This window comes from Plesiocystis pacifica SIR-1 (assembly GCF_000170895.1).
GTDB classification, from domain to species: Bacteria; Myxococcota_A; Polyangia; order Nannocystales; family Nannocystaceae; genus Plesiocystis; species Plesiocystis pacifica.
Map to the genome: position 1 here is coordinate 38,342 of NZ_ABCS01000074.1, position 14,078 is coordinate 52,419.

Annotated in this window: 6 protein-coding genes and 1 pseudogene; all 7 read right to left on the reverse strand. The window is 72.9% G+C overall.

Translation table 11 applies throughout. The annotated features are described in order from the left end of the window. Nucleotides 1–5: 5 nt before the first annotated feature. Nucleotides 6–2,426, reverse strand: coding sequence for an AAA family ATPase (locus PPSIR1_RS29160; protein ID WP_006974802.1), 2,421 nt, complete (start codon nt 2,424–2,426; stop codon nt 6–8). Next, on the reverse strand, nt 2,423–6,127 hold the full coding sequence (locus PPSIR1_RS29165; protein WP_045116969.1) for an AAA family ATPase: 3,705 nt from the start codon (nt 6,125–6,127) through the stop codon (nt 2,423–2,425). Before PPSIR1_RS29165 ends, PPSIR1_RS29160 begins: the two co-directional genes overlap by 4 nt. Before the next feature lie 2 nt (nt 6,128–6,129). Continuing rightward, the gene (locus tag PPSIR1_RS29170) at nt 6,130–9,795 is read right to left on the reverse strand and encodes an AAA family ATPase (protein ID WP_006974805.1); all 3,666 of its coding nucleotides are present in this window, start codon (nt 9,793–9,795) and stop codon (nt 6,130–6,132) included. Nucleotides 9,796–10,038: 243 nt separating this feature from the next. Continuing rightward, entirely contained in the window at nt 10,039–11,088 is a 1,050-nt protein-coding gene (gene gspC, locus PPSIR1_RS29175; RefSeq protein WP_006974806.1) for a type II secretion system protein GspC, read from the reverse strand. Nucleotides 11,089–11,342: 254 nt separating this feature from the next. Beyond that, nucleotides 11,343–11,891, reverse strand: coding sequence for an RNA polymerase sigma factor (locus PPSIR1_RS44160; RefSeq protein WP_086001795.1), 549 nt, complete (start codon nt 11,889–11,891; stop codon nt 11,343–11,345). A 165-nt stretch (nt 11,892–12,056) separates the two neighbouring features. Beyond that, nucleotides 12,057–13,721 carry a sigma-54 interaction domain-containing protein gene (locus PPSIR1_RS29185; RefSeq protein WP_232296563.1) on the reverse strand — a complete coding sequence of 555 codons (1,665 nt, stop codon included), beginning with the start codon at nt 13,719–13,721 and terminating at the stop codon, nt 12,057–12,059. Between the two features lie 112 nt (nt 13,722–13,833). Further along, nucleotides 13,834–14,078, reverse strand: a pseudogene (locus tag PPSIR1_RS29190) (MBL fold metallo-hydrolase); the annotation flags it as partial.

Below are 14,078 nucleotides of genomic sequence, written 5' to 3' on the forward strand. Positions count from 1 at the left end.
GAAGACTAGCGCACGGTGCTCGGGGGTCGCTCGGGGAGGCGCAAGAGCACGGGCTCGGGCGCTCCGGGTCGAGGCGCGCGGGGCCCGGGCTCGGCGTGGGTCCGCACCCACACGCTCTGATCGCGCAGCTTGGGTCGGCGCGCGACCAGCACGGACAGGGGCGCCATGACCTGCTCTTCGAGCACGCGCTTGAGCGGGCGGGCGCCGCGGGTCGGGTGCCAGCCCCACTCGGCCAAGGTCGCGCGCGCGGCCTCGCTGACCTCGAGCCGGAGCCCCCGGCGGGCCAGCCCGGTGCGCTTGGCCATGGCCGCGAGCTCGAGGCCGACGATGCGCTGGATGTCCGCGGGCGAGAGGCTGCGGAAGGGGACGACGAAGTCGATGCGGTTGAAGAACTCGGGCCGGAAGTGGCGGCGGACCGCGGCGTCGAAGCCCCGCTCGCGGGCGCCCTCGTCGTCGCCGCCGAAGCCGGCCGGGCCGCGCTCGGACACCCCGAGGTTGGAGGTCATGACGATCAGCGTCATGCGGAAGTCGACGAGCGAGCCGGCCGCGTCGGTCATCCGGCCCTCGCCGAGCACGGCGAGCAGCAGGTCGAAGACCTCGGGGTGGGCCTTCTCGATCTCGTCGAGGAGGATCAGCGACAGGGGCTGCCGACGCACGCGCTCGGCGAGGCTCTCGACCCCGGGGCCGACGGCGAGCATGCGCTGGGCCGAGCCGCCGAGCATGTACTCGGACATGTCGAGGCGGATCATCCGGTCGGCGTCGCCGAACATGTAGCGGGCGAGCTGCTTGGCGAGCTCGGTCTTGCCGACGCCCGTGGGCCCGACGAAGAACAGGCTGCCGACGGGGCGCTCGGGGTCGTCGAGGCCGGCCTTGAAGCGCGCGAGCACCCGGGCGGCCGTGGCCGCGGCCTTGTCTTGGCCGACGACGCCCTCGCGCAGCCGGGCGGCGAGCTGCTCGGGGCCGGCCACGGTCTCCTCGGAGATGAGCTCGAGGGGCAGGCCGGTGTAGCGGCTAAAGGCCGCGGACGCGTCGGGGCCCCGCAGCACCGTGCTCGGCTCCTCGCCGCTCCGCCCCGTCGCCGGCGGCGGTTCGGCGGCGTCTTGGCTTGGGCTCGAGCTGGGGCTGGGGCTGGGGCGCTGGGTCAGGGCGGCCAGCTCGTCGTGGCCGTATTGCTGGTTGAGCCAGTCGAGGAAGCGAAAGCCCTTGCCCGGGAAGCAGGTGTCGCGGCGGAACAGCTCGAGGTGCTGGACGACGCGGCGCAGGGCCTCGGGGCGCAGCTCGAGGCGCGGGTTGACGCGGCCCTGGTAGGCGCGCAGCAGGCCGGGCATGGCCGTCGTCGAGGTGGGCGCGATCGGGATGACGTTGAAGGCCGCGAGCAGCACGGGCGCGCGGGTCTTGAGCTGCTCGTACTCGCGGGGGTGGCACTCGGCGATGAGGCTCAGGTCCCCGGCCTCGATGGCCGGCAGGAAGAAGTCGGCGATGGAGCTGCGCCCGGTCCGGGTGTCGAGCAGGGCGGGGAGCTGGCCGACGTCGAGGTAGTCGCCCTCGTGGCTGAGCTCGTGGATGATGTCGAGGCAGCGCTGCTCCCACTGGCCCAGGTACATCATGCCGGCGATGATCCGCTCGGCGGAGGTCGACCAGATCCGCGGGCTGGTCCCGGTGGCCCCCTTGCGCCGCCGGGAGAATTCCCGGGCGAGGGCCTCGATCCACGTGCTCTTGCCGACCCCGGGCCCGCCCACGAGCAGGATGGACGCGGGCGTCTCGCGCTCCCACAGGTGGGCGTGGGGGCGCAGGTCCGGGGGCTCGACGAGGCGAGAGCGGCGACGACGGCTGCGCTCGACTCGCTCCTCGGCGACGGCGCGCAGGGTCGGGAAGGCCTCGTAGGTGTTGGGCAGCCCGCGCTCGCGCCGACGCCGGCCGAGCAGGGGCGGGGTCCACTCGAGGACCCGGACCTCGCCCAGGTCGCGGTAGTCGAACAGCGAGGCCGCCTGGCGCCCGAGCAGCTCGGAGCTCACGGCCTGGCGCAGGACCTGGGCCGCGGACTCGAGGTCCTCGAGGATGAACCACCAGTTGAAGCGGGGCAGGAGCACCCGGTAGCCGCCCTTGGGCAGGCGCGACCACGCGAAGCTCATGCGCAGGGGGATGGTGTCGCGGCCGATGACCCAGCGCTTGTCGACCACGGACAGCGGGTTGATCTCGAACTGCACCGTGCGCACGGACAGCTGCTCGTCCCATAAAAAGGCGTCCATGGCCCCGCTGTCGTCGGTGAGGCGGTCGGTGACGAGCTGCTCGAGGCCCGCGAGCACGGCCTCCTCGGAGGCCCCGAAGCTGCTCGGGATCTGCTCGGCCCAGCCCTTGAGCAGCAGGCACCCGGTCACGCTGCCGTCGGGGTGGTGGGTGAACAGCACGCGCAGCCCGGGCTTCACGACGCGCCCTCCTCACGCCGGGCGTGCATGGCCACGCCCACGCGCAGCAGCCACAGCAGCGGCAAGATGGTGGTCACGCTCGCGCTCGCGTGGGTCGAGACGTGGCTCAGCGGGTAGTCCTCGACCTCGAGCACCGGGGGCTTGCCCGAGCGGCCGTCCTCGAGCTTGTAGCGGCGGATCAGCGGGAGCATGGCGTCGGGGTTGGGCGGCAGGCCCTCGCCCTTCTCCGCCGAGGCGCCGTCGGTCCGGCCCTCTAGGCTGGCGACGAAGCGCTCGCGCTGCTCGACGAGGGCCTGGAGGGCCGCGGCCGGGCTGGTGTCGACGCCCCGGGGTCCGGGCGGGAGCACGCGGACGCGGACGATCTCGTGCTCGCCCGAGAGGGCCTCGAGCAGCTGGCTGCCGCTCTCGCCCGCGAAGAAGTCGCGCACGCTCGGGCCGACGAGCTGGAGCACCGCGGTGGTCATGGGCGTGCGCGCGCGCAGGTGCTCGCGCAGGCTGGCCGGGGCCTGGTTGCCCGCGAGCCGGGCTGAGGTGGTGGCGCCGCCGTGCGCCTCGTCCTCGGGGCACAGCGCGGCCCAGGACTCGAGCTCGCCGCGGCCGCGGTCCATGTAGGCCGCGAGCAGGTCGTGGAAGAGCACGCTCGCCCGCTCGCCGAAGCGGCCGCGCTGGCGCGGGTTGCCGACCCGGCTGAGCTCGAGCAGCACGACGTGCTGACTGGCCTCGTCGGCGTGGTCGATGGCCCGCTCGAGGAACCACACCCCGGCGATGGCCTCGAGCATGCGTCGACGCTCGCGCAGGGGCAGGTCCGGGGAGAGCTGGCGGCGGTCGAGGCGGGTCACCCGGGTCACCGTGCCGTCGGGGTGCTGGATGGAGTCGCTGGGGTAGCGATCGATCTCGAGCTGCTCGCCGAGGCGGTCGGGGCTCGTGCTCGCGTCGGCGACCCGGGCGTCGTAGTCGGCGTGCAGCTCGAGGGCCTGGCGCAGCTCGGTGATCTCGGTGCGCAGGACCTCGAGGTTGTAGAGCGCGTTGGCGGCCTGGCCGTGGTCGAGGGCGTCGGGCTCGGGCTCGTGGGTGAGCTGGCGGTTGAAGTCCTCGAGCAAGCTGGCGAGGGTCTTGGACAGGCGGCGCAGGCCTTCGCCGCTGTCGAGGCTGCGCAGGAAGCGGAGCGCCTCGGGGACGAGGGCGAAGACCGCGGCGTTGGGGGCCTCGAGGATCTCGCTGAAGCGGCTGTCCTCGGGGATCGGCTCGGCCTCGCGCAGGGCCTCTTCGTGGACCTGGACCCGCCCGCGGGCGCCGTCCGTCCCGCCCACTCCGCCCACGTAGAGCCACAGCAAGCGCATGCTCGCCGCTTGCGAGCCGGTCAGGGCGTCGACCAGCAGCGAGCCGATGTTGTCCTCGAGCCAGCGCTTGAGCGAGCGGGCGCCGTCGCGGGCGTTGAAGCCCTGGTCGACCACGCGGGCGAGCACGGCCTCGGTGTAGCGCACGAAGGTGTTGCGCTCGAGCAGGCCGCGGCGGTTGAGCAGCCGGCCCAGCTCCTTGCGCGCGATGGCCCGCGCGGCGGTCGGGCTCAGGGGGTGGAACTGGACCACGCGATCGATGCGGTTGAACAGCTCGGGGGGGAAGAACTCGCGCACCGCCTTGGAGATGTCCAGGAGCACGGCCCGGCTGCGCGCCCCCGCGTCTCCGCCGAAGCCCATGGACGAGCCCCCGCCCGCGCCGAGGTTGGAGGTCATGATCAGCACGGCGTGGCGGAAGTCCGCGACCTCGCCGGCGGCGTCGGTCAGCCGGCCGTCGTCGAAGAGCTGGAGCGTCAGGTTGAGCACCGAGGGCGCGGCCTTCTCGACCTCGTCGAGGAGCACGACGGAGAAGGGCTGGGCGCGGATCGCCGAGGTCAGCACGCCCTGGGGCTGGAAGCGATCGCCGATCAGCCGGGCCGCCGCGTGGGGCACGTTGTACTCGCTCATGTCCAGGCGGATCAGCCGGGACTCGTCGCCGAACAGGTACTCGGCGAGGGCCTTGGCCATCTCCGTCTTGCCCGTGCCGGTGGGGCCGGTGAACAAGAACACGCCGTAGGGGCGGCTGGGGTCGCACAGCCCGGCCTTGATGCGGACGATCAGATCGCGGACGACCTCGACGGCCTGGTCCTGGCCCATGACCTGGGCCGCGAACGCGGCCGCGACGGCCTCGGCGTCGAGGGGGCGCTCAGGGGACAAGAGCAGCTCGGGCATGCCCGTGCGCTGGGACAGCAGGGCGATGAGCTCCCCGGTCCCGACCTGCTCGCGCCCGCTGTCGCGGTCTTTGGGCTTGGGCGCGCGCATCAGCACCTCGTCGACGAGCAGGCGATCGATGCGCTCGGGGCTGATCCGGTGGCGCGCGGCCAGGGTGCGGACCAGCTCGAGGGCCTTGCCGGGGTAGGCCGTGCCCGAGTAGAGCGAGCCGGAGAGCTCGTAGATCGAGCGGTACACCCGGGGGTCGAAGCTGCACCCGCAGGTCAGCTCGAGGGCGCGGGCCTCGTGGACGAGCATGCGCATGGTCGTGGCCGTGTCGGTGGGCTCGACGTGCACGGTGGTGAAGGCGTTGGCGAAGTTGCCGGCGTCGGCCTGGAGCTGCTGGTACTGCTCCGGGGTGCACTCGCCGACCAGGGTCAGCTCGCCGCGGGCGAGGGGGCCGCGGAAGAAGTCGGCGAGGCAGCGGTCGTTTTGCTTGGACTCGCCGATGCGTCCCCAGGCGTGGACGTCGTCGACGTAGAGCAGCAATTTCTTGGCGTAGGTCTGCTCGAGCAGCTCGACGCAGCGCTTCTCCCACTGGCCCAGGTAGCTCATGCCCGCGATGATGCGCCGGCCGCTGATCTGCCACACGTGGTGGACGCGGTCGAGGTTCTGGTGGGCGGCCCAGCCGTCGGCGTCGAGGATGTCGAGGACCAGGCGGTGCAGCAGCGTGGTCTTGCCGACGCCCGGGGGGCCGATGAGCAGCACCGGGGCCTTGCGCTCGCCGCACAGCAGCTGGCGCAGCTGCTCGCGGTAGGGCTCTCGGGGCATGCCGGGGCGCAGCTCGTCCTGGCCGGCCTTGTGGGTCAAGTTGGTGCCCAGGTCGTGGAGCAGGCCGACGCCGGCCGTGCGCCGCCGGGTCCCGATGCGCGCCATCTCCGGGCCCTTGGACTTGCGCTCGAGGCTGCCGAGCAGGGTCGGGGGCTGGCCGCGGAAGCCGACCAGGCGCAGGTGCTCGCGGCCCTGGGTGCGCAGCCAGTCGAGCTCCGGGCCGAGCAGCTCGGCCTCGGACCACGCGCGCTGGAACACGACTTGGGCCAGCTCGGGCAGGCGCCCGCGCTCGTCGGCGGGGTAGGGGAACCACTCGCGCGGGCGCAGCGGGTGGTAGGCGATGTGCAGCACGCGATCGGGGCCGACGGGGCGGGGCTCGAGGATGAGCGGCACGCGGCCGGTGAAGCGCTCCTTGCCCGCGCTCGCGCGCACGGTCAGGTCGAGCTGGACCAGGGCCAGCTCGCGCCCGCGGACCAGCTGCAGCTCGGCGAGCGCCCGGGGCTTGGTGTCCTTGACGCGCTCGCGGCAGTCGGACACGAAGCGGTCGCGGAGCTTGGTCAGGTTGCGTCCGCTGTGCTGGATCTCGTGGGGGCCAAAGCCGACGCTCCACCAGGTCGAGGTGTTGCCGACCTTGCGCTGGAACACGGACACGCTCAAGTCCATGCTCACGACAGCTCCTCCCCGCGGTGGGCGGCCTCGACCAAGGGCGTGAACAGCAGCTCGTCGACCGAGGCCCACAGGTCCTCGGGCAACAGGGCCATGCCCCAGGGGCACAGGCTGCCCGTGACTCGGCCGGCCTCGGTGAAGTGCAGGCGCCGGGGCGTGGCCTCGAGCTCGTCGCGGCGCAGGGCCTTGTCGACGCTGAGGGCGTCGATGCCCCAGCTGGTCACGGTGTCGGTGTGCAGGATGTGGCGGACCAGCATGTGCGCCGAGCGGGCGCTGTCCTTGTCGCGCTCGCGGTCCTTGGCCTTGGTCTTGGGCGCGCCCTTGTCCTTGCTGGGGTGGACGTGGCGGGGCGAGAACTGGACCAGGCCCAGCTGGCTCGAGAAGATGGCCCCGGCGTGGCGGCCCTGGACGCGCAGGAGCAGGTTTCGCCACCGCCGCTTGCCGATCCGGGAGCTGTCCCCGGCCACGGCCTCGAGGTCCGCGCGCAGCTCTCGGCGCAGCCAGTGGGGCGTGCGCGGGGGTCCCCACTTGCGGTCCGTGGGCCACTTCGCGGCCGCCTTGTCGCCGGGGCCGTCGGGCCCCGAGCGGTCCCCGTAGACGTGGGCCTGGACCCGCCAGCCCCGCTCGGCGAGGGCGTCGAGCAGGGGCAGCAGGTAGATGGCGAAGGCGCCGCGGCTGTCCTGCTCTTGCAGGTGCACGGTGATCGCGTGGCGCTCGTTGGCGAGCAGCAGGGCGTCGACGATGCCCTTGCGCAGCTCGGCGTGGCTGTCCTCGGCGGCCTCGACGAAGAGCGCGGCGTCCTCGCCCTCGTAGAGCGCCGCGATGGTCAGCTCCTCGGCGCTCTCGATCGATCCGCAGTGGCTGTCGAGGTTGCGGACCGTGCCGGCGATGCGCCCGAGCTCGGCCTGCAGGCGGCCGAGCTCGGCGGCGTGCTCCCAGGGCGAGCGATCGTTGCGGCGGCGGTGGGTGCCGTAGCCGAGCTCGGCGACGAGGGTCCGCTCGCGCTCGACGAGGGCGCGGATCGGCGGGAGCTCGAGGCTGGCCCGAGCGCTGCGGCGCAGCTGGGCCACGCGCGCGAGGGCGTCGGTGGTCTTGCGCGAGCTCCGGCTCGTCGGCGCGCTGACCTGGATGTGCAGGGCGTCCTGGGTCTCGCGGGCGACGCTGCGCAGGCCCGGGGCCGCGGGCGGGGTCGTGCCTGCGTCTGCATCTGGAGCGTCTCCGGCGGCCGGGGCCTCGCCGACCCACACCGAGGCCCCCTGACCCTGGCCGCCGAGGCGGGCGAGGGTCCGGGCCATGGGCGCGACCAGGCGATCCTCGAGCACGCGGCGCAGGGCCCGAGCCCCGTAGGTGCTCGAGTAGCCCTGCTCGGCGAGGCGGGCGAGGGTCCCGTCCTCGAGCTCGAGGGACACGCCGCGCTCGGCCAGGCCCTCGCGCTCGCGCACGCTCGTCAGCGAGACCCGGGCGACGGCCTGGATCTGCGCGCGGTCGAGGGGGTGGAAGGGGATGATGCGATCGATGCGGTTGACGAACTCGGGCCGGAAGTGGGTGTCGACCTGCTCGAGGTAGTAGCGCTCGGCCTCGGCCTCGGCTCGCTTGGGGTCCGCGTCCGACGAGCCCCCGCCGAAGCCCGACTGCGGCCGGCGGTGGGCGGCCCCGAGGTTCGAGGTCATGATGATGATCGCGTTGTGGAACCAGGTCGTGCGCCCGCGCGCGTCGGACAGCCGGCCCTCGCCGCAGACCTGCAAGAGCAGGTCGAACACGGCGGGGTGGGCCTTCTCGACCTCGTCGAGGAGCAGCACGCAAAAGGGCTGCTGGCGCACGCGCCGGGTGAGCACGCCGTCCTCGCGGTCCGTGCCGCGGATCAGCCGGTCGGCGGCGAGCGGGTCCATGTACTCGCTCATGTCGAAGCGAGTCATGCGCTCGGGCGAGCCGAACAAAAAGCGCGCGAGGGTCTTGGCGACCTCGGTCTTGCCCACGCCGGTGGGGCCGACGAACAGGAAGGTCGCCAGGGGCTTGGCCGCGGGCTGGAGCCCGGCCTTGACCGTGCACAGGGTCTCGGCGACGCGGTCGATGGCCGCGCGCTGGCCGATGACCCGGGCGCCGAAGTACTCGACCACCCGCGCGAACTCGAGGCCGCGGTCCTCCCGGAGCAGGAACATGGGGATGCCCGAGTGGAGCGAGAAGCCCTTGTAGACCACGTCGGGGCTGATCGGGCGGGGCTTGCCCTCGGCGTCGAGCTCGGTCTCTTGGGTGGCGCGCAGGGACTGGTAAAAGCGCATCGCCTTGCCCGGGAAGGCCTGGTAGCTGAAGTAGCGCTCGGCCAGGTCGACGAGGGGCTGGGCCGCGCCGCCCTTGCCCCGGCCCATGCGCGCGCTCGCCGATGGGCTCGCGGGTCCTAGCGTGAGGGTGGGGCGCTTGGGCTCGTAGCGTCGGTCGTAGCGGGCCTGGGCCTCGAGGATGGCCCGGGTCTGGGGCGCGTCGAGGGCGTGGACGGGCAGGCGGTTGAGCACGGAAAAAAAGCCGACGTGGCGCTTTTCGTGGTGCTCGAGGCGCTCGGGGGTCAGCTCGCCGAGCAGGCGCACCCGGCCGCGCTCGATCCACGGGCGGATCGACGCCGCCACGTCCCCGAGCTCGCCGCTGGTGCGCGCGAACAGGTCGGCGAGGTTGTCGAAGTAGAGCACGGCGTCGAGGGCCTCGGCCGCGGCCATGACGTCCTGGACCCGCTGCTCGAGCTGACCAAAGCCCGACTGGCCCGCGACCAGCTGGGCCCCGGAGGTCTGCACGATGACCGGCAGCCGCTCCCGGGCCGGGCGCTCGAGCTCGAGCCAGCGCTGGGCGAGGCCGAGGACGACCGCGGTCTTGCCGGACAGCTCCGGGCCCACGAGGGCGAGGGCGAGGCGCTCGGGCCCGCGCAGCAGGGCGTCGAGGGAGGCGATCTCGCGCTCGCGGTGGAGGATGGGCACGGTCCGGCGGCGGCGGACCTCGGCGAGCACGGAGGTGCCCACGCTGCTCAGCAGCTTGCGGGCTTCGGCCTGGGAGCGGTCCCGGGCGCGGCGGCGGCGAGCCTGGGCCCGAGCCTTGGGGTCGCTCTGCTCCTCGCGCTCGAGCTCGACGCGCAGGCGCTCGAGGGAGTAGGGGTTCCCGCCGCGCAGCAGCTGGAGGTAGTCGTAGCTCGACAGCGAGCGGGCCGCGAGCACCCGCTCGATGTCCCGGGCGATGACCCCGCGCAGGTGCTCGTCGAGGGCCGCGGCGCGCTGCGCCTCGCTCTGGTCTTCGTCGGCGTCCGCGTCCCGGGGCGGCCGGGGGACCCAGGCGAAGTGGCCGAGGTTCAAGACGGCGGCCCACCAGCCCTCGCGCTCCGCCACGCGCAGGCAGGGGAAGGGCAGGGTGCCGCGCATGCGCACGCGATCGGGGAGCTCGGCCCGGGCCACGGGGACCTCGACGACGACGTGCTCGAGCTCCCCGGCGGGGCTGTAGGCCGCGAGCTTGGTCGCCTCGATGCGCGACAGGAGCTCGCGCAGGTAGAGCTCTTGCTGCTCGAGCACGGACTCTCGGGTCGCCCCGTGGGCCACGGCGCCCGGGTTGGCGAAGGGCCACGCCTGGAAGTCGCCGCTGGGCAGGGACTCCACGACCAGCAACACTTCGAGCTCGAGGGGTTCCGGCATCGACGAGGCGCGAGTGTAGCAGCCAGTGCCGAGCGGCACCGTGCCCTCGTCGGGGGCCGCGGTGGGGCTCGGCTGCCGGGCCAGGCAGGTTCGCGCGCGCTGAATGGACAGAGTCGTGGACGTGGGGCAGGGAGGGCGTGGCGTCGTCCACGACGGCTAGGACAGGGGACGGGCGTTCAGCACCGTCCCCTTTCTGGGTCGAGGTCGCGTGGGTCCGGTGGGAGGTCCGGCGGTCGCCGGGGCCTACTTGATCGAGATTTCCTTGGTGATCACCGCGCCCCCGCGCTCGACGACGACGGACAGGTGGCTGGCCCGGCGCAGCTTCATGTACATGCCCATGGCGTCGTCGATGGAGCCGAGCTTCTGGCCGTTGATCTCGCTGAGCACGTCGCCGTTTTGCAGGCCGATGAGCGTGGCCAGGCTGCCGCTTTGGATGCGCGAGACCTTGAAGCCCGCCGGCTCGCCGTCGCGGCGCACGGGGTACATGCGGGCCTGGGACATCAGCTGCTTGGGGTTGGCGAGGAGCGACTCGACGAACTTGCGGTCGACGGTGCAGCTGTTCGCGCTGCTGCAGTCGATGGCCTGCTCGGCGCCCGCGATGGCCACGGACTTGCCCTTGGAGCTCTTGGCCTTGGTGGCCTTGCGGGTCGACTGGACCGGGGCGGGCTTGGGCTTGGCCGGCTCGGCGCCGAGGCTGATGTACTCGCGCCGGCCCTGGTTCAAGAGGATCACCTTGCCGCGCTCGACGGCGAAGATGGTGACCCCGGGGCGGACGGCCTCGTTGGCGACGTAGGGCCCGAGGCTGTTGCTGTCGAGGTCGCGGATGGTGGCCATGGACCACGCGGGGTCGTCGGACTCCATGGTCGCCAGGAGCTGGAGGGGGAGGCTGCTGCGGACCTCGCCGGTGCCCAGGGGGCGGGCCCCGCTGGCCAAGGCCTCCGGGGCGACCTCGTCGGCGGGGGAGCAGGTCGGGCAAAAGGGGTTGCCCTCGACGATCGTGTCGCCGGTGGCTTGCTTGTAGCGGAGCTTGGTCGAGCTCCCGCGGGTCGAGCGGGGGTTGCTGCGCGCGGCGCTGGCCAGGGTCGGCTCGCCGTCTTCGAAGCCCGGGGGGTCGTCCTCCCCGTCTTCTTTGTCCTTGTCGCCCTCGTCGTCTTCGGCTCCGGCCTCGACCCCGTACTCGAGGAGGAGGCGGTTGCCGGCGTAGGTGGTCGCCGCGCTGCCCGCGAAGAACACGGCGATACCCACGGCTGCAAACTTGACGAGGCCGAAGTTGGACTGGAGCAGGCGGCGCATGTCTGGGATTGGTGCAACCGACATGCCACGCCGGTGGCGAGCGCTTGCCCGAGCGCCAACGCCCGAAGAAGCGTGTCATTCCCCCACGATCGTCCCCATCTGCGACTCCTGGAGCCGGGCGGAGAACGCGAGACAGGGCCGCGACGACACGAGGGCGCCGCCATCCGTGACATTCTGGCAAGCGTGCCGAGCGGGCGTGGGGCCGGGTGGCTCCAGAGGCTGGTCGCTCGACTAGCCAGGGGAGGGCCCGGCGATCAGAGGGGATCGACCCGTCGCCGTTGCTCGGATCCCAGCGCCCGGCGCAAGCTGGCCAGCCCTCGGGACAGGCGACTGCGCACGGTGTTGTCGTTCAGCCCGAGGCGCCCGGCGATCTCCCGGTTGTCGTGGCCCGCGAGGTGGAGGGTCACGACCGCGCGAAAGGGGCTGCGGAGCTCGGCGACGGCGGCGTCGAGGGCCTGGCGTCGCTCGGCCCGGGCGACGCGCTCGCTCGGGCTGGTGTCGAGGGACTGCGCGTCCACCCCGCTGCGCGGGAGCTCCCGGTTGCGCATGCTCTGGCGGTGGCGCTCCGCGACGACCCGGCGGGCGACGGCGTAGACGTAGCTGCGAAAGCTCGACGCGTGGCGAAAGCGCTCGGAGCGGGCCACGGTGTGCATCAGCGTCGACTGGGTGAGCTCCTCGACCTCGTCGTGGTGGACCCGCTCCCGGAAGTACTTGTGGAGGACTGGGTAGTAGCGCCGGGCCAGGGCATCGCCGGCTTTGCGGTCCCCCGAGAGGAAGGCCGCAATCAACTGTTCATCCCGCATTTCGCCAAGCTACCACCGGCGCAATGGCCCCCCGCGCACGCTCGTCGGGAACGCGACGGCGCAGAGCGAGTGCGCCGAGGTCGCGACGGACTCGCATGGTCGAGGCTCGCAGATCGTCGCGACACGCCGCAAAAAGTCGCGAGGCAGCGCACGTCGAAAATGGGATCAGCTGTGGCCGAGTTTTCGCGCGAGGGTGTTGCGGCCGATGCCCAGCCTTCGTGCCGCCTCGCTCTGGTTGCCCTCGCAGGCCTGGACCACGGCTTCGATGTGGGCGCGCTCGATGGCGGCGAGGCTGAGGGTGGGATCGCCGAGCTGGAGGCCCAAATTGGGGCCCGAGTGGCCCGAACTCTGGCCAGTTTCCGTGGGAACGGACCCTTGCTGAGTACGACCACGCTTCGCCTTGCGCGGCGCCAGGGGCAGGTCGTCGACGTCGATGGTCCCCTCGTCGGACAGCACCACCGCGGACTCGATGCAGTTCTCGAGCTCGCGGATGTTGCCCGGGAAGTCGTGCTCGAGCAGGCGGGCCTGGGCGGCCTTGGTGACCCGGTGGATCGGTCGGCCGTGGCGACGCCCGTAGCGATCGACGAAGTGCTCGATGAGCCGCAAGCGGTCGGCCGAGCCGCGGTCGCGCAGGGGCGGCAGCTCGATGGGCACGACGCGGACGCGGTAGTAGAGGTCCTCGCGGAAGGCCCCGGCGTCGACCATGGCGGGCAGGTCCCGGTGGGTCGCGCAGATGACCCGGATGTCCGTGCGGATCGTGGTGGTCCCGCCGACGCGCTCGAACTCCCGGTCTTGGAGCACGCGCAGCAGCTTGCCCTGGAGGGTCAGGGGCAGCTCGCCGATCTCGTCGATGAACAGCGTGCCCCCGTCGGCGACCTCGAACTTGCCCGGCGCGGTCCGGTGCGCCCCCGTGAACGCCCCGCGCTCGTGGCCGAACAGCTCGTTCTCGATCAGCGCCTCGGGCAAGGTGGTGCAGTCGACCTTGACGAAGGCCTGCTCGCGCCGCGGCGAGTTGACGTGCACCGCCCGGGCGATGAGCTCCTTGCCGGTCCCGCTCTCGCCGGTGATCAGCACGGTCGCGTCGGTGCCCGCGGCCTTGCGGACGATGGCGTAGACCTGGCGCATGGCCCGGGACTCGCCGACGATCTGGTTGAAGGTGTACTTGGGCCCCGGGCGGATCTGCGACTGGCTGGGGTCGGGCTCTTCGACCGCTTCGGACGGCTCTGGATCGGCCTCGCGCTCGAGGGGGCTGCGCGCGCGCAGGTCGGCGTAGAGGCTGGTCGCCTGGAGCACCTGGCCGGCGCTCGTGGCCAAGGTGGTGGCCTTGGCCTGGTCGGCGAGGGTGAACTGGCCGCGGCCGGCGTTGAGCAGCTGGAGCACGCCGATGACCTCGCCGGCGCTGTCGCGGATGGGCAGGGCGAGCATCGAGCGCGTCGAGAAGCCGGTCTGGCGATCGATGCTGGCGTCGAAGCGCGGGTCGGCCCCGGGATCGCTGACGGCGATGATCTGGCCCTGGGCCGCGACGGTCCCGGCGACGCCCTGGCCGAAGTCGAGGCGGATGCGCTCGAGCTCGGGGAGGTGGGCGACGACGCTGGTCAGGGTGCGGCTGCGGCCGTCGACGAGGTAGAGGGTCCCGCGCTCGGCGTCGAGGTGCTCGACGATGCTGTCGACGACGGTGACGAGCAGGGCGTCGAGCTCGACGCCGCGGGTCAGGTAGGGCGCCGCGGCCAGGGCGACGCTGTCGCCCGCAGCGTCCCCCTTGGCCCGAGCGCGACCCGAGCCCGATCCCGAGGGAGCCGTGGATCGGCGGCGCTTGGACGAGTCGCTCACGAGGCTCAGGGTCGCGCACGCTCGCGGCCGAGGAAAGGGCGGCCGGCCGAGGCCCTCCTCCCGCGGCCCCGAGCGCGCGCTGGGGGCATCGCCAGGGTGCTCGGTCATGGGCTCAGGCGGCCGTGGAGGAGGACGAGGCCTCGGGCGCGGCGGCGCCGTCGAGGTGGCCGTCGAGGGCGAGGACGAGGCCCTCGGCGGCCACGCGGGTGTTGGCGAAGCGACGCCGGGCCCGGGCCGCGAGCGCGTCCATGAAGCCGTCGTCGTGGCTCGGGTCGTGGTGGAACAGGCACAGCTCGGACACCCCGGCGGCCTCGGCCACGGCCGCGCCGCCCTCGAAGGTGCTGTGGCCCCAGCCCT